The sequence below is a fragment of the Pseudomonadota bacterium genome, assembly GCA_039815145.1.
GTDB lineage: Bacteria > Pseudomonadota > Gammaproteobacteria > Steroidobacterales > JBCBZW01 > JBCBZW01.
On sequence record JBCBZW010000002.1, the window covers coordinates 18019 to 38723 of the forward strand.

The 20705-nt window shown below is 65.7% G+C and carries 13 protein-coding genes; 5 read left to right on the forward strand and 8 right to left on the reverse strand.

Going from position 1 to position 20705, the window contains the following annotated elements:
* Positions 1 to 26: 26 nt before the first annotated feature.
* Both AAF184_01125 and ppsA read right to left on the reverse strand, forming a co-directional pair.
* Positions 27 to 791: a hypothetical protein gene (locus AAF184_01125; protein MEO0420906.1), complete on the reverse strand. Its 765-nt coding sequence runs from the start codon at positions 789 to 791 to the stop codon at positions 27 to 29.
* Entirely contained in the window at positions 788 to 3166 is a 2379-nt protein-coding gene (ppsA, locus tag AAF184_01130) for a phosphoenolpyruvate synthase (GenBank protein MEO0420907.1), read from the reverse strand. The genes AAF184_01125 and ppsA overlap by 4 nt, the downstream gene beginning before the upstream one ends.
* A gap of 66 nt (positions 3167 to 3232) precedes the next feature.
* On the opposite strand from ppsA, the gene AAF184_01135 reads away from it, so the two are divergent.
* Complete coding sequence (locus tag AAF184_01135; GenBank protein ID MEO0420908.1) at positions 3233 to 4078, forward strand: pyruvate, water dikinase regulatory protein; 846 nt, start codon at positions 3233 to 3235, stop codon at positions 4076 to 4078.
* Here AAF184_01135 and AAF184_01140 read toward each other — a convergent pair.
* On the reverse strand, positions 4075 to 5703 hold the full coding sequence (locus tag AAF184_01140; GenBank protein MEO0420909.1) for an alpha-D-glucose phosphate-specific phosphoglucomutase: 1629 nt from the start codon (positions 5701 to 5703) through the stop codon (positions 4075 to 4077). The two genes, AAF184_01135 and AAF184_01140, sit on opposite strands and share 4 nt — an antisense overlap.
* Positions 5704 to 5949: 246 nt before the next feature.
* Between AAF184_01140 and AAF184_01145 the strand changes: the two genes are divergently transcribed.
* The gene (locus AAF184_01145) at positions 5950 to 6429 is read left to right on the forward strand and encodes a DUF1249 domain-containing protein (GenBank protein ID MEO0420910.1); all 480 of its coding nucleotides are present in this window, start codon (positions 5950 to 5952) and stop codon (positions 6427 to 6429) included.
* 246 nt (positions 6430 to 6675) lie between these two features.
* The gene (locus tag AAF184_01150; GenBank protein MEO0420911.1) at positions 6676 to 7647 is read left to right on the forward strand and encodes a hypothetical protein; all 972 of its coding nucleotides are present in this window, start codon (positions 6676 to 6678) and stop codon (positions 7645 to 7647) included.
* Between the two features lie 31 nt (positions 7648 to 7678).
* On the opposite strand, the gene AAF184_01155 is transcribed toward AAF184_01150, so the two are convergent.
* From AAF184_01155 to AAF184_01170, 4 genes are all read right to left on the reverse strand, one after another.
* The gene (locus AAF184_01155; protein MEO0420912.1) at positions 7679 to 10723 is read right to left on the reverse strand and encodes an efflux RND transporter permease subunit; all 3045 of its coding nucleotides are present in this window, start codon (positions 10721 to 10723) and stop codon (positions 7679 to 7681) included.
* Between the two features lie 21 nt (positions 10724 to 10744).
* The gene (locus AAF184_01160; protein ID MEO0420913.1) at positions 10745 to 13963 is read right to left on the reverse strand and encodes an efflux RND transporter permease subunit; all 3219 of its coding nucleotides are present in this window, start codon (positions 13961 to 13963) and stop codon (positions 10745 to 10747) included.
* Positions 13964 to 14087: 124 nt separating this feature from the next.
* A complete protein-coding gene (locus AAF184_01165) occupies positions 14088 to 15251 on the reverse strand; it encodes an efflux RND transporter periplasmic adaptor subunit (GenBank protein MEO0420914.1) in 1164 nt (387 codons plus the stop codon).
* Positions 15252 to 15589: 338 nt separating this feature from the next.
* Positions 15590 to 17791, reverse strand: a complete 2202-nt coding sequence (locus AAF184_01170) for a carboxy terminal-processing peptidase (GenBank protein ID MEO0420915.1) — start codon at positions 17789 to 17791, stop codon at positions 15590 to 15592.
* Between the two features lie 171 nt (positions 17792 to 17962).
* On the opposite strand from AAF184_01170, the gene AAF184_01175 reads away from it, so the two are divergent.
* Together AAF184_01175 and AAF184_01180 are read left to right on the forward strand one after the other, a co-directional pair.
* The gene (locus AAF184_01175; protein MEO0420916.1) at positions 17963 to 18265 is read left to right on the forward strand and encodes a hypothetical protein; all 303 of its coding nucleotides are present in this window, start codon (positions 17963 to 17965) and stop codon (positions 18263 to 18265) included.
* Positions 18266 to 18312: 47 nt separating this feature from the next.
* Complete coding sequence (locus AAF184_01180) at positions 18313 to 20001, forward strand: amidohydrolase (protein ID MEO0420917.1); 1689 nt, start codon at positions 18313 to 18315, stop codon at positions 19999 to 20001.
* A 53-nt stretch (positions 20002 to 20054) separates the two neighbouring features.
* On the opposite strand, the gene AAF184_01185 is transcribed toward AAF184_01180, so the two are convergent.
* On the reverse strand, positions 20055 to 20360 hold the full coding sequence (locus tag AAF184_01185) for a hypothetical protein (GenBank protein MEO0420918.1): 306 nt from the start codon (positions 20358 to 20360) through the stop codon (positions 20055 to 20057).
* Positions 20361 to 20705: the final 345 nt, after the last annotated feature.

Genomic DNA, 20705 nt, shown 5'->3' on the forward strand with positions numbered 1-20705 from the left:
GCGCTGACCTCGGCCGTGGCGCGCGTTCAGTTGTCGGAACTCGGCGGCGTTCGCTGGCCCTCGCGGTAGCGCTTCTCGACCGCGTCGAGCATGCGGTCGATCGTGTGCTTCGCGCGCGCCGTCACGCCTCCGCGGCGGTACTGTTCCTGCAGGCGCGTCTCGAGAGCCTGGATCAGGTCATCGATGGATTCGCTCTCGGCGCCTGGCTGATCCGCCTCACTCCAGCGGGAGTCGCTATACCACGTCCGCGGCTTGGCGGGGAGCTGCGGGGGCTCGGGGGGTGCCTGGGAGGCGCTGGTGTCTCGCTCCTGCGCATCTGCTGATCGGGTCGATCGCCGGTAGTAGCGTGGACGCTCAGCCTCACGCGTCTGTTCGGTAGCGTTCGTGGGTTCGGCCTGGCCGACGCGCCGCGCCGCGCTGAAGAGGTCGATCCACTTCTCCGAGCGGCGCCCGAGGTGCAGGACGTCGTAGAACCAATCGTGGCGGCCGAGGGCCAGCCCGGCGATGGCGGCGATCAGTGACACGGGACTGAGCAGGACATCGCGCAGGCCGTCCACCACCAGTTTCACCTGAAAGGCGGCGGCATCGCGCAGCAGGCCCCAGCGCCCTGGTAGGGTGCCGTAGCTGGGGGCATGCTCATCTCCTCGACGATCGCCCGCGCCGGGGGCATCGGTGGGCAGCGGCGTCGGCAGGGCAGCGTCGCGGGTTACCTGCGCTGGGTCCTCCGGTGCTGCCCGCTCCGCTTCGTCCTCCGGTGCACGGTCTTCGCCGTCACCGGTGGGACGGCTCATCCGCCGGCCTTGGCGCCATGACCTTCCGCCAGGGCGATCCACGTCTCGACCACCGTGTCCGGGTTGAGGGACATGCTCTCGATGCCCTGGTCGAGCAGCCATTGGGCGAGATCGGGGTGATCCGAGGGGCCCTGACCGCATATGCCGACGTATTTTCCGGCCTTGCGGCAGGCCTCGATGGCCCGCGTGAGCAACAGCTTCACCGCCTCGTCACGCTCGTCGAAGAGTTCGGCGATGATCCCCGAGTCGCGATCGAGGCCCAGAGTCAGCTGGGTGAGATCGTTGGACCCGATGGAGAAGCCGTCGAAGAACTCGAGGAACTGCTCGGCGAGCAGCGCGTTCGAGGGCAGCTCGCACATCATCATGATCTTGAGGTCGTGCTTGCCGCTCTCCAGGCCGTTGGCCGCGAGCAGGTCGCGCACCTGCCTCGCCTCACCCACCGTGCGCACGAAGGGCACCATGGCCCACACGTTTTTCAGGCCGATCTCCTCGCGCACCATGCGCAGGGCGCGACACTCGAGCTCGAAGCAGGGACGGAACTCCTCCGCGATGTAGCGCGACGCACCGCGGAACCCGAGCATCGGGTTCTCCTCGTTCGGCTCGTAGCGGTCGCCGCCGATGAGGTTGGCGTACTCGTTGGACTTGAAGTCCGAGAGGCGCACGATCACCGGCTCCGGCGCGAAGGCGGCGCCGATGGTGGCGATGCCCTCGGCCAGGCGCCGCACGTAGAAGTCGACGGGATCGTCGAACCCGGCCATCTGCAGGCGGATCTCGTCGTGGACGAAGGGATCCACGGCGTCCAGCTCGAGCAAGGCCTTCGGGTGCACCCCGATCATGCGGTTGATGATGAACTCCAGCCGCGCCAGGCCTACGCCGCGGTGGGGCAGCATCGCGAAGTCGAAGGCGCGGTCGGGGTTACCTACGTTCATCATCAGCTTGACGGGCACGTCAGGCATCTTGTCGAGAGTGAGTTCGCTGCGCTCGAATTCTAGGCGTCCGCTGTAGACGAAGCCTTCGTCGCCTTCAGCACAGGAGACAGTGACGGGGGCGCCGGGTTCGATACGGCGGGTGCCGTCGCCGGTGCCGACCACCGCGGGGATGCCGAGTTCGCGGGCGATGATCGCCGCGTGACAGGTGCGTCCACCGCGGTTGGTGACGATGGCCGAGGCCAGCTTCATGACCGGCTCCCAATCGGGATCGGTCATGTCCGTGACCAGCACGTCGCCTTCGCGCACCAGGCTCATCTGCTCGATGCCGCTGATCACTTTGGCCGGACCGCTGCCGATCAGGTTGCCGATGCTGCGCCCGGTGGTGAGTATCTCGCCGCGCTCCTTGAGCTTGCAGCGCACGATGCGTCCGCCCGCCTGGCTCACCACGGTCTCCGGGCGTGCCTGCAGGATGTAGAGCTGACCGTCGCTGCCGTCGAGTCCCCACTCGATGTCCATGGGGCGCTGGTAGTGCTTCTCGATGATCATGGCCTGGCGCGCCAGGGACTGCACCTGATCGTCCGTGAGGGAGAAGCGTCGCCGCTCGACGCTCGGCACATCGACCGTGCGCACGCGATCCGCTCCGCCATCCGAGTAGATCATCTTGATCGCCTTGCCGCCGAGGTTGCGACGCAGGATCGGGAACTTGCCGGCTTCCAGAGCGGGCTTGTAGACGTAGTACTCGTCCGGGTTCACGGCGCCCTGCACGACGGTCTCGCCAAGGCCGTAGGCGGAGGTGATGAACACCACGTCGGAGAAACCTGACTCGGTGTCGATCGTGAACATTACGCCGCTGGCACCGAGGTCCGAACGCACCATGCGCTGCACCCCCACCGAGAGGGCGACCTCGTGGTGAACGAATCCCTTATGCACGCGATAGGAGATGGCGCGATCGTTGAACAGGGAGGCGAACACCGTACGCACCGTATCGAGCACGTCCTGCTCACCGCGCACGTTGAGGAAGGTCTCCTGCTGGCCGGCGAAGGAGGCGTCGGGCAGGTCTTCCGCGGTGGCCGAGGAGCGTACGGCGACGTCGATCTCCCGGCCCTCCTGCTCGCACATGGCGCGGTAGCTCGTGCCTATCGCATCGCGTAGGCCGGCGGGCAGGGGCGTGCTGCTGATCCACTCGCGGATCTGCTTGCCCGTGGCCGCGAGGGCTTCCACGTCGTTGGTGTCTAGATGGTCCAGGACTTCGCGGATCCGCGCATCGAGGCCATCCTGGCGCAGGAACTCACGGAAGGCATCCGCGGTGGTGGCGAAGCCGTCGGGCACGCTGACGCCGAGGCTGGATAAGCCGCCGATCATCTCGCCGAGGGATGCATTTTTGCCGCCTACCTGAGGCAGGTCGTCTAGTCCTAGTTCCTGAAAGGGGATCACGTACTGGGTCACGGCCTTGGTTTTCTCCGCTCAGCGACGCAAAATCGATCGGGCATTTTAGCTCAGGAACGTGCAGCGGTGGCGGTAGCGGCAAAAAAGCGCACGGTCTTCTTCGTGTCGGATCAGACGGGCATCACCGCCGAGACCATGGGGCGGAGCCTGCTGACCCAGTTCGAAGACATCGAATTTCGGATGATCACGATGCCCTTCGTCTCCGACGACGAGGCGGCCCGCGAGGCCATCCGGCGGATCAACCTGACCGCAGAGCTCGAAGGGGAGCGACCGCTGGTCTGCGCCACCTTCGTGGACGATCGCATCCGCGGCGTGCTGCAGACCGCGGAAGCGTATTTTCTGGACTTCTTCGACGCCTTTATCGGCCCCCTCGAAGAGGAGCTCGGGGTGGCCTCCACCCACACCACCGGTCGCGCCCACGGGCAGGCGGACGACGCCGTCTATCGGGCGCGCATCGACGCCATCAACTTCTCCCTCGCCTACGACGACGGCCTGCAGCCGAAGAGCTACGAGGATGCGGACGTGATCCTGGTGGGGGTGTCGCGCTCGGGCAAGACGCCCACGTCCCTGTACCTGGCCCTGCACTACGGCGTGTTCGCCGCCAACTTCCCGCTGACGGAGGAACACTTCGATCGGGACGGGCGAGGCCTGCCGTCACCGATTCGCCCCTACCAGCGCAAGCTCTACGGGCTGACCATCGAGCCGCAGGTGCTCGTGCAGATCCGTGAGGATCGCAAGCCCAACAGCCGCTACGCCTCCCCCCAGCAGATTCGCTTCGAAGTGCGCGAGGCGGAAGCCCTCTACAAGCGCCATGCGGTGCCCTACACCAACACCACGCGCTCCTCGGTGGAAGAGGTGGCGGCGCGCATCGTCAGCCGCATGCGCCTGCCGGTTCGGGCTCGACGCGACTAGATCACCGCGCTGGGTTCGGCGAGGCCCGTGATGCGCGGGATCTCCGCCAGGGCGGCCGCCGCGGCCATCGTCTGGGCTAGCATCGCGTGGCGATCGCGGTCGACATCGGCGGGATCGGTGACGTGACGGTCGGCGTACAGCCGCAGGGTGGCCCCTCCCGTGCCGGTGCCCGACAGGCGAAACACCGCACGGGCGCCATCGGTGAAGTGGACGATGAGGCCCTGGTTGGCGGCGACCTCACCCGACACGGGATCCGTGTAGTCAAAGCGTAGGGCGTCGGCCACCGTGAGCTCGCCGGCGCGTTGTCCAGGCAGCGTCCCCAGGCGCTGCTCCAGGGAGCTCATCACGTCCGTGGCGCGGTCGCGCTCGGCGATGTGGTAGTCGTGGCGGGCGAAGAAGTCGCGCCCGAAGCGCGCCCAATGCTCGTGCACGAGCTGATCCACGGACCTCCCGGTCACCGCGATGATGTTCAGCCAGAACAACACGGCCCACAGCCCATCCTTCTCGCGCACGTGGCTGGAACCTGTACCGAAGCTCTCCTCACCGCACAGGCTGATCCGCTCGTTCTGCAGCAGGGAGGCGAAGAAGCGCCATCCCGTCGGCGTCTCGTAGCAGGGGACGTTGAGCGCCTCGGCGACGCGATCCGCGGCCCGCGCCGTGGGCATGGATCTGGCGATGCCGCGCAAGCCATCACGGTAGCCCGGTGCGCACGTGGCGTGCGCCGCAAGCAAGGCCAGGCTGTCACCCGGCGAGACGACGAGGCCGGGACCCAAGATCATGTTGCGATCGCCGTCGCCGTCGGAGGCCGCGGCAAAGTCGACCGCCTGGTCGCCGTACATGAAATCGACCAGGGCGGCGGCATCGACGGGGTTGGGGTCGGCGTGGCCGCCGCCGAAGTCTTCCTTCGGGGTGGCGTTCACCACCGAGCCCGCCGGCGCACCGAGCGTGTCCTCGAGAAGGCGCTTGGCGTAGGGACCCGTGATTGCGTGCATCGCGTCGAAGCGCATGCGAAATCCACTACCGATCAACTCTCGTAGGCGATCGAGATCGAAGAGTCCTTCGAGCAACGTGCAGTAGTCGTCGAGCGGGTCGACGACCTCGATCTGCATGCCGTGATAGTCGTGTTCGGCGAGGCGATCGAGATCCACCTCCTCGGCGCCCAGTTGGCGGTAGGCTTGAAGTGTCTTGGTGTGCGCCCATATCTGATCGGCGAGGGCGGCGCTGGCCTGGCCACCGCCATGCACATTGATCTTGATGCCGAAGTCACCGTCCGGGCCGCCGGGGTTGTGACTGGCCGTGAGGATCAAGCCCCCGTCCGCGTTGCGCTCGGCGATGAGGTTGGCGGCGGCCGGGGTGGAGAGCCAGCCGTGACGTCCGATGATCATGCGCGCGACGCCGTGGGCAGCTCCAAGGCGGATGATGGACTGGATCGCGCGATCGTTGAAGTAGCGACCATCGCCACCGATCACCAACGTGCAGCCTTTGCTGAAGCAGGCGTCGAGTGTCGCCTGAACGAAGTTCTCCAGATAGTGGGGTTGCCTGAACACCTCGACGCGCCTGCGCAAGCCCGCCGTGCCCGGCCGTTGGTCGTCGAAAGGTGTCGTGGTGACTGTGATCAGATCCATAAACTAGTGCTCTTTGGCAACGGTATGGGGCGAAGGCGTAACACCCGCATCCGAGCTGCTTCCGGAATGAGAACTGTAGCGCAGAACCCCTACACGAAGTCGAAGTCCCAGGCAAGGGTCGAGCGCGCGTAAACCCGTCGGATGCACGGTCAGTGACCCGGGTCTCGTCGTGCTTTACTCACCCTGGCAGTGGCGCTGGACCCCTATGCTATAGTCCAGCGAGTTGCTTTCAGGAGACAGTAATTCGTGGTCGCAGACAGCGCCATACTCACGCCCACGCTGGCGCCGCCGAAGAGTTTCGCGGCGCTCATGTCGTTGTACGAGAGTAACTATCTGCGCCTGTCTTGGATCATCGATCCGCTCGACGCACTCGATGAGATCGGGCGCGAGTACCGCTCTGACGTGGAGGGCGATTGCCCCCTCTTCATGCGCCTCACGGAGGTCAGCTCCTACACCACGACGCTGCACCTCACCTATCGCTTCGAGGAGGAGGGCGAGGAGATCGCCGATCCCGACCTCAGCGTGCGCGTCTACCGTGACGCGCGTCTGGCGGAGGCCATGGCGTGCGGTGGGCGCAGATTCCATCCAGCCCTGAGTCAGTTCGATACGCACACGGGCGCGGAGTTGCGTCGTCGGTGGACTCGGAACATCATGCTCAACAAATGGCTGGAATACTGCGCCGACCGTGGGCATCGCTTCACGGTGAGTCAGGGGCGACAGGACTAGAACGATCGCTGCCGTTGTGTGACCCGTGTGCCCACACGGGTGTATGTCAGCCATTACACTTTCGGGTTTGCCCTGGTGGGCGCAGGGACGTCTTAGCGGCCTGTCGCAGTCATGTCGGATTTGCTCTCAAAACTCGTGCGTAAGCGTGGCGGGTCCTCCGGGGCCGAGGCCGTTGCGATCACATCCGAGGACACACCGACTGGGTTCGATCCGATACCCGCGAGCGGGGACGCCGACGATCGCCTGGTGGCCCTGTTCAAGAACCGCGCCGAGTTGAAGAAGGCGTTCTCCGAACTGCGCGCCGAGTGCGACCACCTTCGCGACCGATTGGCGGCGGTGGAGGGGGACCCCGGGCAGAGCAACCAACGCCTCGCCGCCCTCGAGCAGCGCCTCAGCGAGCGCGAGACGGCTTATCCTGCGCTGGTCTATTTCCAGCTCCGCGGCCTGTGGCGCTTCTGTCATAACCAGCTTATCGAATTCTCCGAGCAGCTCCAGGAGCAACACCTCGGCCGCGAACGTATGGATCAAGAGAAGGGGTTCCGCGCCCAGCAACAGCACAGCGTGGCGTCCTTCGACGAGCGTCTCGCCCGCATCGGGCAGGAGTACGCGCGGGAGCGCCAGACCATCATCGACCAGCAGGCGCGGATCGCCGCCCTGAAGGGATTTTGGAACCACTTCAAACGGCGTGCGATCCGTGAGGAGATCTCGCACCAGGAGGCGGTGGTCGCGGAAGTGCGCGGGCGCGTGGAGCAGCTGCGGCAGGAGCGCCAGGCACAGTTAGACCGCGAGCCCCCCGGTTTCTCGGGCTTGAGCGTCGAGGCGCGACGCAAGATCAACCTCGCCGTACTCGCCTTCGCGCAGTACCTGTTCGTGGAGTTCTCCGAAAACTCCCTGGCCGCGTTCAGCCGCAAGGCGATGACCTCCTCCATCACCGAGGTAGCCTACGGCTCGCAGCGCGACTGTGAAGCCCTCATGGAGATCATCGAGCGCTCGATGCAGCAGATGGCGAACAAGCGTGGGTACGCCGATGAGCTCAAGCTGCGCGCCCGCCACCTCAAGGTGAAGGCGCAGTTCCAGGGCGAACAGGCCACCGTGCCGACGGCCGAGTCGATGATGACCTTCCCGCTCGAGTTCCACCAAGGCCAGGCCGGTGTGCAGGTGGACGTCAACATCCTCGCTGACGATTACTGGTCCGTGAGCGAGGCGCTCATCACCTAACGCACCCTATCGGTTGGCCTAGCCAGGGCCATCACGCAGCCTTCGCGGTGCGGAAAGCCGTCCGTACGACCATCCGCCACCAGTTGTCCAGCTGGTCGAACCAGACGTATACGCGGGGCACGATGAGCAGCGAGGTGATGGTGGAGAACACCAGTCCGCCGATAATCGCCCGTGCCATCGGGTAGTAGGGCGGGCCGTCGCCGCCCACCTGGGTGTCACCCACCGCCAGCGGCAGCAGCCCCAACACGGTCGTCGCCACCGTCATCAGGATAGGTCGCAGGCGATCGCGCCCGGCCTCGAGGATCGCCTGTTTTCGTGGTACGCCCTCGAGGCGCAAATTGTTGATGTGGTCGACGAGTACGATCCCGTTGTTCACCACGATACCGATGAGGATCAGGATACCGATGGTGGCCATGAAGGAGAACGCGGTGCCCGTGAGCATGAAGAACCAGAACACGCCGATGATCGAGAACACGATCGAGGTGATGATGGACATGGGCAGCAGGGTGGACTCGAACAGCGCCGCCATCACGAGGAAGATCGATGCGATGCCCAACAGGGTGTTCACCAGCATGATCTGACCGGTCTCCTCGTTCTGGTCGAAGCCGCGGCCGAACTTCCACTGATAGCCCGGGGGCAGTTCGAACTGCGCCATGATCGCCTCGATGGTCGGCTTGATCTCATCGAGGGACACGTAGGGTAGGTCCGCCGTGACGATGGCGGCGGTGGCCCGGTCGACCCGCTTGATCTGCCTCGCCCCACGCACCACCTGTAGCTCCGCCACCGCGCCTAAGGGCAGCTGTTGTCCATCGGCGGCGAACAACGGCAGGCGGCGCAGGCTCTCGAGGTCCGACTTGTCCGAGTCGCGGAAGGCGAGGCGCATGTCGATCTCGCCGTCGTTGCTACGGAATTCGCGCAGGTTTTCACCGCGCATGGCCGTGGCCACGGCACCCGCCACGGTCTGCGGCGAGAGGCCGAATTTCATCGCGCGTTCGCGGTCGACCACGATCTGCACTTCTTCGTCGCCGCTGCGGGCATCGGAGCGAACGTTGCGCAGGCCCTCGACGGTGCCGAGGATGCGCACCAGCTCCGTACTCAAGGGCGCCAGCACGTCCATGGAGTCGCCGCTGAGTTGCAGGCTGAAGCCCTCGTTGCCGCCCTGGCGTTCCCATTCGAAGCTCGGGTCGGCGATGGCCAGTTCCGGCAGCCCCTCCTCGATCTTCTTCATGATCTCGCCAGCGGAGAGCACCGCATCCTTCTTCGGCGTCAGCAGCAGGGTGGACTGCGCCGTTCGGGTGTCGAAGTAGCTGTAGATGTCACGGATCTCGAATTCCTCGAGATGCTCGTTGAAGTAGGCCTCCACCGTGTTGACCAGTTCTTCCGTGCGCTCCACGGGGTAGGTGCCGTCCAGGTGGTAGAACAGGTTTAGGCGGCGCCGACCCTCTTCCGGCCACATGTCGAAGTTCACGAAGTTGGCGGGGATGAGCACGCTGGCGATGATCAGCACGATGGCGCATAGGGACAGCCATGGCTTGGCCAGGGACATGTCCAGGAATCCAACGTAGGCGTCGGTGAGACGACGCATGAGGCCGCCCTGGGTCGACTCGGGCGGCGGTGCCACGCGGGCCGCCAGCATGGGCACCAGGGTCTGGGCGATGACCAGGGAAGCGATGAGGGACACCACGATGGTGATCGCTACGTGGGAGAGGAAGATCGTGATGTCCGCCTTGACGCCGAACACGATCGGCAGGAAGACGATGATCGAGGTGGCAGTGCCCGCGAGCACGGCGATGCCCACTTCGCGCACACCCTTGAGGGTCGCGCCCTTCGGGTCATCGGGGTGCATCTGGCGGTATCGGAACACGCTCTCGGTGACCACCACGGCGTTGTCCACCAACATGCCGACGGCGAGCATCAAGCCCATCATGGTCAGGATGTTGAGCGTAAGGCCGAAGAAGTACATCGCGCCCAGGGTGATCAGCAGCGAGAACGGCACCGACAGGGTGACGATCAAGGTGGTGGTGAGCTGGCGCAGGAAGAGGTAGAGCACGGCGATCGCGAGCAGGGCACCGATCAGGCCGGATCGCAGTACATCGGACAGGGAGGTCTTCACGCCGTCCGCCTGGTTCTCCAGTTCGAACAGCTGGATCCCGCGCATGAGCGGCTTCTCACTGATGCGCTCCACCTCGTCGACCACGCGCTGAGCCACCTCGACCATATTCGCCTCGGTGCTCTTGAAGACGGCGAGGCCGATGGCGTACTCGCCGTTCAGGTGCCGGCCGTAGTCGCGGTCCGGCGCGGTGAGCTCCACCTGCGCGATGTCGCCGAGGCGAACGCTGCCGTTAACCGGTATGCTGCGGATCTCCTCTAGCGAGCGGAATTCGCCCTGGGGACGAAGGCTGAGGCGCTGACCACCGTCGGTGATGCGACCGGCGCTCACGGCGAAGTTGCTCTTGCGCAGGAGTTCGACGAGGGCGGCGAGGTCGATGCCGTAGGCGGCGACGCGATCCGCATCGAGGAGGATGCGCACCTCGCGGGGCTCGACCCCCTGCAGCTCCACCTTGGAGACGCCGGGGATGCGCTCGATCGGCCGCTTGAGCTCGCGTTCGAGGAGCGTGTATGCGTCGGACAGGTTGCGCTCGGAGGAGATGCGCAGCTGCATGATGGGCTGATCGCCGAGGGACCCGGTGAAGACCAGGATGCGCTGCAGGTCCGACGGCAACTCGTCGCGTATCGCGTCGATCTTGCTGCGCGCCTCGATGCCCTTGGCCGACGCATCGGTCTCCCAGTCGAAGCCGACCCAGATCTCGACCTGCTCCTGGGTGGTGGTCGACTGCATACGCTCGATACCGCTCAAGGTGGCCAAGGCCTCCTCGACCGGACGGGTGATGCGCTCCTCGATCTCCTCCGGCGTGGAGCCGGGGTAGGGGATCTGCACGAAGATGCCCGGCCACTGGATGTCGGGCATGTACTCCAGCGGCAGCTGGCGAGCCGAGATGAGCCCGACCAGGCCGAGGGCCACGAAGATCATCACCGTGCCGACGGGGCGGGCCAGGGCGAGGCGCGTGTGCTTCATCGCTCGATCTCCTTGAAGGCCTTAGGCCTGGGTCGTAGCCAGAGCGGGGTTGCTGACCGGGGCGGCGTACTGTTTGCGGTCGAGCAGCGAATACACCACCGGGATCACCACCAGGGTGAGGACCGTCGCCACCAGCAGGCCGCCGATCACCGTGATCGCCATGGGGGCGCGGATCTCCGCCCCCTCACCGATGCCGAGGGCCATCGGCAGCAGGCCGAGGGCGGTGGTCGCGGTGGTCATCAGGATTGGGCGCAGGCGGGCCTGGCCTGCCTCCATGATCGCCTGTTCGCGTTGCATGCCGCGGGCGCGGGCTTGGTTGATGTAGTCAACGAGTACGATGGCGTTGTTGACCACGATGCCCACCAACATGATCACCCCGATCAGAGCGACCACGTTGATGCTGGTGCCCGTGACCGTGAGGCCAAGCACGGCCCCGACCAGGGCCAAGGGCACGGTGAGCAGAATCACGAAGGGGTGGATCAGGGACTCGAACTGCGAGGCCATCACGAGGTAGACGAGGAACACGGCCATGAGCAGAGCGAAGCGCATGGACTCGAAGGAGGCGTCCATCTCCTCGTTCTGGCCGCCGACCTCGGCGCTGATGCCGCCGGGGAGGGCGACCTCGCCGAGCAGCGCATCGAGTTCGGCCACGGCCTCGCCGAGGTCACCGTAGGCGAGGTTCGCTTGCACCAGCGCCACGCGCTCCTGATTGGCGCGGCGAATCTCAGCCGGCCCGGCCGCGATGCGAATGTCGGCCACCGCCTCGAGGGTGACGGGGCGATCGGACAAGGGGTTGACGATCAGTTCGCGCACTTCCTGCACGGAGGCTTGTTCCGTGTCCAGGGAGCGCACGAGGACGTCGATCTTGCGATCGCGCAGGGTGTAGCGCGTGGCCAGCTCGCCCCGCACCTTGGCCACCACTTCGTCGGCGATGTCACGCACGGCAAGGCCGAGGCGGGCGGCACGCTCGTGATCGAAGAGGATCTGGATTTCCGGCTGGCCCGACTGCATGGTGGTGCGCACGTCCGCGAAGCGCTCGCCGGCGCGCAGGCGTTCGGCGATGCGCTCGCTGGTGGTCTGCAGCTTGTCGAGATCGTAGCCACGGACAACGACCTCCAGGGGAGTACTGAAGGAGAAGAGCGACGGACGGCTGAACTCGTACTCGACCCCCGCCTGCTGGTTGAGGTGGTCGCGGAGCACGCGCATGGCCTCGATCTCCGTGGCCCGTGTGGCGCCGTCGGTCAGCTTCACGCTCAGCTGCGCCGTGTTCTCACCGGCATCCACCGGGCTCGCATCGAGGCGGTTGCCGGTGCCGGCCACGGAGAAGGAGCGCTCGTAACCATCGATCCCTTGCGCCGCGAGTTGCACCTCACGCGCGGCGCGGTCGGTGCTCGCCAGGGGCGCGCCGGGGGCCAGGCGCAGGTCCACGTTGAACTCGCCCTGGCTGAGCTGGGGGATCAGCTCCGTGCCGAGGCGAGGCACGAGGGTCATCGCGCCTGCGAAGATACCGATCGCCACGGCCACGATCAGCAGGCGATGGCGTAGGGCGCCGGCCAGGATCGGGCGATACAGGTGGGCGATCGCGTCGTAGGACTTCTGGAACAGCCACGTGAAGGGGCGCAGGAGCACGCTGAAGATCACCCACACGATGGCGCCGAAGATGCGGGCGATCCAACGCAGCACGAAGGAGAAGCCACGGGTGAGCAGGCCCGGGCGCTCGTCGGAGCTCGCCTCTTGGAAGCGTTCGCCACCGCCGATGGAGGCCAGCATGGGGATCAGGGTCACCGCCACCAAGAGGGAGAAGGCGAGGGCGAAGGTGACCGTCAAGGCCTGGTCGCGGAAGAGCTGGCCGGCGATCCCCGAGACGAACACCATGGGGAAGAAGACGGCGATGGTGGTGAGCGTGGCGGCGGTGATCGCCGTGCCCACCTCGTTGGTGCCGCGCTGGGCGGCCGACACCACATCCTCGCCTTGCTCGCGCCGTCGGAAGATGCTCTCCAGCACCACGATCGAGTTATCCACCAGCAACCCCACGGCCAGGGCGATGCCGCCGAGGGACATGATGTTGAGCGTGAGGTCGAAGCCGTACATGGCGATGAAGGTGCCGATCACCGAGACCGGGATCGTCATGCCGATGATCAGCGTCGAGCGCAGGTCGCGCAGGAAGAAGTAGAGCACCAGCACGGCCAGCAGGCCGCCGAAGAGGGCGGCGTTGCGCACCTGGGAGATCGCCGCATTGATGAAGCGCGATTGATCGTATAGGCCGCGCAGCTCGAGGCCGTCGGGCAAGGTCTCGCGCAGGTCGTCCAGGCGCGCCTGCAGGCGAGCGGCGATCTGCACGGTGTTGCCGTCGCCCTCCTTGTAGATGGCGAGCTCCACCGACTCGCGCCCGTCCACGCGGGTGACCGCCTCACGTTCCTTGTAGCCACGGACAACGCGCGCCACGTCGTCGAGGTAGACCGTGCGTCCGTCGGGCGTGGCGATGATGGTGCGGGCGATATCGTCCACGCTGGTGAACTCGTTCAGGGTGCGGACCAGAAAGCGCTGCGACCCTTGTTCGAGGCGACCGCCGGACAGATTGACGTTCTCGGCGCGGATGCGTTGGGCGATCGTGTCGATGGAGTAGCCGAGGGCTGCCACCTTGTCCTCGTCCACCAGGATCTGGATCTCATCCTCGAGGCCACCGCTCACCTTCACCGCGGCCGTGCCTTCCACGCCCTCGAGATCAGTCTTGAGATTGTCTTCCGCGAAGCGACGCAGCCACTTCAGGCGCGCTTCGCTGGACTCGCCGAGGCTCTCCTCGGCGGTCGCGTCCATCAGGGCCAGGCGGATGATCGGCTCGGAGGAGGGATCGAAGCGCAGGAGCAGGGGGCGCTTGGCCTCCAGCGGCAGCTGCAGCGTGTCCAGCTTCTCGCGCACGTCGACCGCGGCCAGATCCATGTTGGTGCCCCAGAGGAACTCCAGGATCACATCGGACTGGCCTGAGCGGGAGACCGATCGTACCTGGCGAACGTTCTTGATAACCCCGACGGACTCCTCGATGGGCTTGGTCAGCAGGTTCTCGATTTCCTGCGGCGCCGCGCCGGTGAGCTCCGTGCGCACCGTGAGCGTGGGGTAGGCGATATCGGGTAGCAGGTTGACGTTGAGCCGGCCCAAGGACACGAGACCGAAGAGGATCACGGCCGTGGTGAACATGATGACGGTGACGCGCCGCTTGGTGGCAAGTTCGGCGAAGGTCATGCGCGTATCTCCCGTGGACGAGGGACTCGGAAAGGACTAGAGACCTGCGGCGAGGGAGAGACCCTGCCGGTCGGATGCGGTCATCACGCGGGGCGAGGGCAAGCCCGCCCCGCGCGGAGTTCGCCTAGGGTTGGAAGAGGTCGCCCGCGAAGGCCTCGGTGATCGGTTCCGCGCGGCGGTTCACGACGTTCACCTGGCCTCCGTCACGCAGGCTCGATTGGCCGACGACGACCACCTCGTCCCCGTCGTTGAGTCCGTCCAGAATCTCCACCCGCCCGCCGTTGTCGAGCCCGGTGGTGACCGTGCGGCGTTGCGCCGTGTTCTCCTCGTTCACCACGAAGACCGCCTGGTCGCCAACGCCGTCGACCAGGGCGTCGCGCGGTACCTGCAGGGCGTTCGGATGCACGTCGTAGACCACGTTGATGCGAGCGAACATGCCGGGGCTCAGGCGGCCGGCGGCGTCGGTCGTCTCCACGGTGACCTTGAAGGTGGCGGTGGTGGGATCGATCACCGGTGCGATGCGGGCAATGCGACCGGCGAAGCTGACATCACCAAGGGCATCCACCGTCACCTCGGCCTGTTGGCCGGCGGCCAGCTTGCGGTACTCACGCTCGGGCACGAACAGCTCGGTGATCAGCGGTTCGAGGTCGGTCACGCGGAAGGTGGGGGTGTTGGCGGTGATCGTGTTGCCTACCTTCACCATGCGCTCGCTCACCACACCGTCGATCGGAGCACGGATCTCCGTGTACCCCAGGCGCAAGGCGGAGAGCTCTGCGTCGGCGCGGCTGGCGCGGACGTCGAAGTGGATGGTGTCGTAGGCTTCCTTGGTCACCAGGCCCTTGTTGTGTAGGTGCTTGTTGCGCCCGTACTCCGCTTCCAGCTTCTCCAGGGACGCGCGAGCGCGAGCGAGTTCCAGGCGCAACTGATCGCCGTCGAGGCGGGCCAGTACGTCGCCAGCCTTCACGATGTCGCCTTCCTCTACCAGGATCTGGGTGATCTGGCCTTCCACCTTGGCGACCACCTCGGCGTCGCGCTCGGCTTCGAGGGACCCGGTGGCGGAGTACACGGCGAGGATGTCTCCACGCTGGGCGGCGGCGACCTCGACCGGAATGGCCACCTCCTCTTCCTCCTCCTTATTGTCCGCGACCTCTGCTTTCTCGCCGCCGACGCTGCAGCCGGTGAGGAGAGCCGTGAGGGAGAAGCCGAGGAGAAGGGCCACCGGGATCAGACGCAGGGTCCGATGGTGGGGGAGTGCTTGGGGAAGTCGTTGCAGCTTGGGGTCAGTCATGGGGGGTGCCTCGCCGTGCAGGTCAGTCCGCAGCTACTGGAGTCGACCGTGTTACCGGTTTGCCGTAGTGGTTGATTAGTGTTGTACAGGAGTATAACACCAAACTACACATCTGCAAGTCCCCTACGGCCGCGGGCATCCTGCTGTCTTCGACGTTTCGATGCCGCGATTGGTTGCGCACATCCCGACAGGACGTAATCGCCCGAGCGGCGTTTGGTGACGGGGTTCGCGGAGTACCACGAAAAAAGGGGAGCGGCGCCGCGGCACCGCTCCCCCTTCCGGGTCCGAGGGGTGCCGGCGAACCTAAGGATTCGTCCGGCCCCCAAGTACCAGTCGGCTTAGTTCACCACCGCCTCGCTCTCGATAGGGGCGGGAGTGCTGGCGGCCGTGCGCTGGGGTAGCAGGCCGGCCAGGCTCGAGTAGTCGGTGATGATCTCCGCCGCTTCGTGCAGCATCACATCCACCGGCTCCACGTCTTCGAGGGCCTCGACGTCCTTCAGCGCCTCCATGCCGAGGGCTTCACGCCGCTCGTTCTCCAGTGCGAGGCGGCGCTGCTGGCGGGCATCCCGCTCGGCTTTGCGGGCGTCGTAGTTCAGGGAGACGGACGTTCGGGAGCTGAACTCCTCCAGGTCTTCGATCTCCGTCTGCCACAGGCGGAAGTCGGGGTCATCGGCGACACGCTTGCCGTGGTAGCGCTCGAGGCTGACGATCTGCGTGTCGAGCGGCGTGCCCTGGCGGAAGCGGGTGGCGTCGATCTGGTCCCAGTTCAACGCGGTCTCGCGGGTCGACTCGCCGACCAGGTCCTCATCGACCGGCGAGGGCAGGTGGATGTCCGGCGCCACGCCACGCAGCTGGGTGCTGCCTCCGGTCACCCTGTAGTACTTGCCGATCGTGAGCGTCAGCTGCCCCATGTCGCCGGTGGAACGCTTGGTGCTCCAGCGGTTGAGATCGTAGAGGTTCTGCACCGAGCCCTTGCCGAAGGTGTTCTGGCCGATCACCACACCGCGTTCGTAGTCCTGAATGGCGGCCGCGAAGATTTCCGAGGCCGACGCGCTGTAGCGATCCACCAACACGGCGAGGGGGCCGTCGTAGGCGACGCCGGGTTCGATGTCGCTGAGCTGGCGAACGCGACCATTGGTCTCGCGGAACTGCACCACCGGGCCATCGATGAACAGGCCGGTCATGGCGCGAGCCTCCCACAGATGTCCGCCGCCGTTGTTGCGCAGGTCGACGATGAGCGCGTCCATCCCTTCTTCCTTCAGCTCGCCGATGAGACGGCGCACGTCGCGGGTGGTGCTCGTGTAGTCCTTGCGGCCGGCCTGGCGCGCCGCGTAGTCCTGGTAGAAGCTCGGCACCTTGATGACGCCGACCTTGTAGGCGTTGTCGCCGCGTTCGATCTCGAGGGTTTCACGCTGGGCGGCCTGGGCTTCGAGTCGGACCTCGTCGCGCACCAGGGCGACGATCTTCTCGGCGGAGCCCGGTGCAGCACCGGCCGGGAGGATCTGCAGGCGGACCGTCGTACCGCCCGGGCCGCGAATGAGTTCGACTACGTCGTCGAGGCGCCAACCGATCACGTCCACGAACGATCCCTCATCTCCCTGACCGACCGCGGTGATGCGATCCTTCTGCTCCATCGAGCCATCGATGGCGGCGGGACCGCCGGGGATGATGTTCATGATGGTGACGTAGTCTTCGCGCAATTGCAGCGAGGCACCGATGCCCTCGTAGGAGAGGCTCATCTGAATGCGGTACTCCTCCGTGTTGCGCGGGGAGAAGTAGTTCGAGTGAGGGTCGAGCGTGTCCGCGTAGGCGTTCATGAAGCTCTCGAACACCTCATCAGCGGTGAGCTGACTGGTACGGCGCAGGACGCGCTCGTAGCGCTTGCGCAGGGTGGAGGCGACGCCGTCATCGCCGCCCCATTCTTTACCTGTGAGCATTAGGCTAAGAGAGTCGTTCTTTACGCGCTGGCGCCAGATCTCATCCAGCTCGGACGCGGTGCGCGCCCAGGGCTGGTCTTCGCGATCGAAGTAGTAGGCCTCGTCAATCGTGAAGTCAGGCTCGGTATCGAGGAGCGAGATGGCGTGCACGATGCGCTCGTGTACGCGCTTGCGGTAGCGGTTGAAGATGTCGAAGGCCGGGGCCACGTTTCCCGCGCGCACGGAGTCGTCCAAGGTGGTTCGGTAGCGCTCGAAGCGCTGCACGTCCTGGGCGAGGAAGTAGAACTTGTTGCCATCCAGGGCGTCGATGTAGCCGTCAAGAATTTGACTGGAGAGGGCGTTGTCGATGTCCGTGCCGGCGTAGTGGAACTGATCCATGAGGTCCGTGACCACTTGCACGATCTTCTTGTGCTGTTGTGCCGGCTGCAGCGCTTCCAGTGGTTCGTCGAGAACATTATCCTCCGCCGCCGGCATCGCCTTGTCATCCGCGTCCGCCTCGGCCGCCCATGTGGGCGCCGCGGCGAGGGCGCCGATGAACAAGAGCAGGGTGAACAGGGCAAGCGCCTTGTGTAGCGCCGGTGCGGGCAATGCGATACTTCTCATCTGTTCATTCACCTGGGGGATTAGCGTGGTGTTGAGGCCAAGACCGCCCGAGCATGGGCGCTGCGGATATATCGAGGGCGAGTGCGGTGTATTGCAAACAACACTAGACCTGGCTCCGCGCCCGATCAAGGGCGCCGATTGCGCCTTCGCGCGCTTACGGAAAGTGTCGTCGTGCATCCGCTGACGTTTCTCACGGGGATCGTGTTCGGCTCATCGGGGCTCATCCTTCTTGTGCTGCTGCTGGTCATGTTGATCAAGGGCGTACTGCTCTTTTCCGGTGACCTGGAGCCTGCGCGGGCAGAGCTTGATGGTCAGTTGCTCTGGCTCGCGGTCTTTACCGGTCTGACCGTGGTGAGTACGGCGAGTTTCGTCTCCCTGCTTCGTCGCCTGCCCTGGCGCTGGGCTGCACAGGCAGTCCTTTGGAGTAGCCTGGCATTACTTATTGCCAACTTGGGCACCCTGCGCGGCGGATGAGGCAAGCTTGTCGCGTGAAGGATTTCTCAGGACATCGAGGTCCACCCATGATTCGAATTCCACCGTTATCTGTTCGCACCTTCGCGGCGTGCGTCGTTGCCGCCAGCCTCGCCTGGCCTGCCCACGCGCAGGTCTTGGTGCACAACATCAACGGATACAGCTGCGACGCGAACGGTCGCTTGAGCCGCTTTGCTGGCCTGCAGGTGGACGCCCAGGGCCGCGTGGCCCAGCGCTGGGCGAGCGCCGAGCAGGCATCGCAGGCGAGCCAGCAAGCGCCCGTCGGAATGGCGATCGTGGACGGTGCCGGGCAGACCCTGCTGCCCGGACTGATCGATGCTCACGGACACGTGCGCGCCCTCGGCGAAGCGCGCGGCCGGGTCAACCTGGTGGGCACGCGATCGCTGGAGGAAGCGCTGGCGCGGGTCGCGGCTTACGCCGAAGCGAACCCGCAAGCGCCGTGGGTGGTGGGGCGTGGGTGGAACCAGGAGCAGTGGCCTGGTGGCGCGTTCCCCACCGCCAGCGATCTGGATCAGGTGGTTGATGACCGGCCGGTGTACCTCGGTCGCATCGACGGCCACGCGGCGTGGGTGAACTCGCGGGCCCTGGCGGTGGCCGAGATCACGGCGGCCGACGACGCTCCGGTGGGCGGCCGCGTCGAGGTCGATGAACGCGGCAAGCCCACAGGGGTGTTGATCGATGCGGCCGGCGACCTGGTCGAGCGGCTGGTGCCCGCGCCATCGCGAGATGACGATCGGGCGGCGATCCTGACGGCGCTGAACGAGCTGGCCAGCCTTGGCATTACCGGCGTCCACGACGCGGGCATCACCCCGCAGGACCTCGCCATCTACCGCGAACTGGCCCAGGCCGGTGAACTGCCGATTCGCGTCTACGGCATGCTCGCCGAATCGGCACGGGAGGCGCTCGCGGCGCCGCTGGTGGGAGAGGGCAACGACTTCCTCACGGTGAGCAGCGTGAAGGTCTACGCCGACGGCGCCCTCGGCAGCCGAGGGGCAGCGCTCCTGGCGCCCTACGCGGATGAGGCGGGCAATCAGGGCCTCGCGTTCAAGGCGGATACGGCGCTGGCGGCGCTGGTGCGAGAGACCTCGGCACGGGGGTTCCAGGTGAACGTTCACGCGATCGGAGACGCAGCCAATCGCATGGTGTTGGACGCCTTCGCCCAGGTGCCGCCACAGGAACGTGTCGCCCGCCGACACCGGGTGGAGCACGCCCAGATCATCCACCCGGCAGACATTCCCCGCTTCTCCGCCCTCGATGTAATCGCCAGCATGCAGCCGACCCACGCCACCAGCGACATGTTCATGGCCATGAAGCGTCTGGACGCTCAGCGCCTGGTCGGCGCCTACGCCTGGCGTCACCTGATCGAGAGCGGTGCACGCATCGCATCGGGATCGGACTTCCCCGTGGAACCTGCCAACCCGTTCTTCGGGCTGCACGCGGCGGTGACGCGGAGCAATCGGTCAGGGCAGCCGCCCACGGGGTGGATCGTGGAAGAGGCCATGACCCGTACCGAGGCCTTGTGCTCGTTCACCGTCGAAGGGGCCTTCGCCGCCCACGCGGACGATCGTCAGGGTCGCCTCGATCAGGGCTACTGGGCCGACTTCATTCTCGTCGACGCAGATCCGTTCCAGGTGCCCGCGCAGGACATCTGGAAGATCGGCGTGAACGCGACGTGGGTGTCAGGAAAGGCGGTGTATGAGGTGAAGGTGGCCCGCTAGGCATCGCGGGCGTTGGCTGCCGGCGCAGGGTTGCGTCGGCAGCCTGCGCTCCCTCAGGAGTGCATGCGCAGGGACGGTTCGACGCCCTGGCGAATGGTCCGATGGAGAAGCAGACCCATGCCTTCGCGGGAGCGATGTGCGACCACTGCCTTTCGATGGTAGAGCTTGGTGACGCTGCCAAGGTTGACCACGAACACCAGGTCGACAGCCGTATCGAGCGGCAAGGCGTAGCCGCTGGAGCGGACGAACACGCCGCGAGCGCTCAGGTTCCCGATCGGGAGCTTGCGCCGCGTCTGACCGTTGGTGCAGACGTAGACGAATCCGCTGCCCTTGTACCGTTTGTTAAGACGACGTTCCATAACTAGTGCTGCCGTACTTCGTTGCTGATCCTGGCGAGGTGCAATGCAACGGCCGTGCCTTGCCCCCGTAAACTTTTGATTCTGCGTCGCGCAACGATCTGCCTTCCGGCTGCCGACTCAACGTCCTTGTAAAGATCACCGACGACGTCGACTAACGTAATCTTCTGACCACGAACTGGTATACGTCATAAGCGGTGGGTCTGCAACGCTTTGCGAACCAAGTGGCCTAATCATCGCGCCGTACGGTGCGATGTCATCCTGTTCCCGAAAGGCTACATACCGTCTTCGTGAGCCCGCTTTCGGGCCCCGTGAACCGTCACTGCACTGCTTCAGGCCCAATGGTAT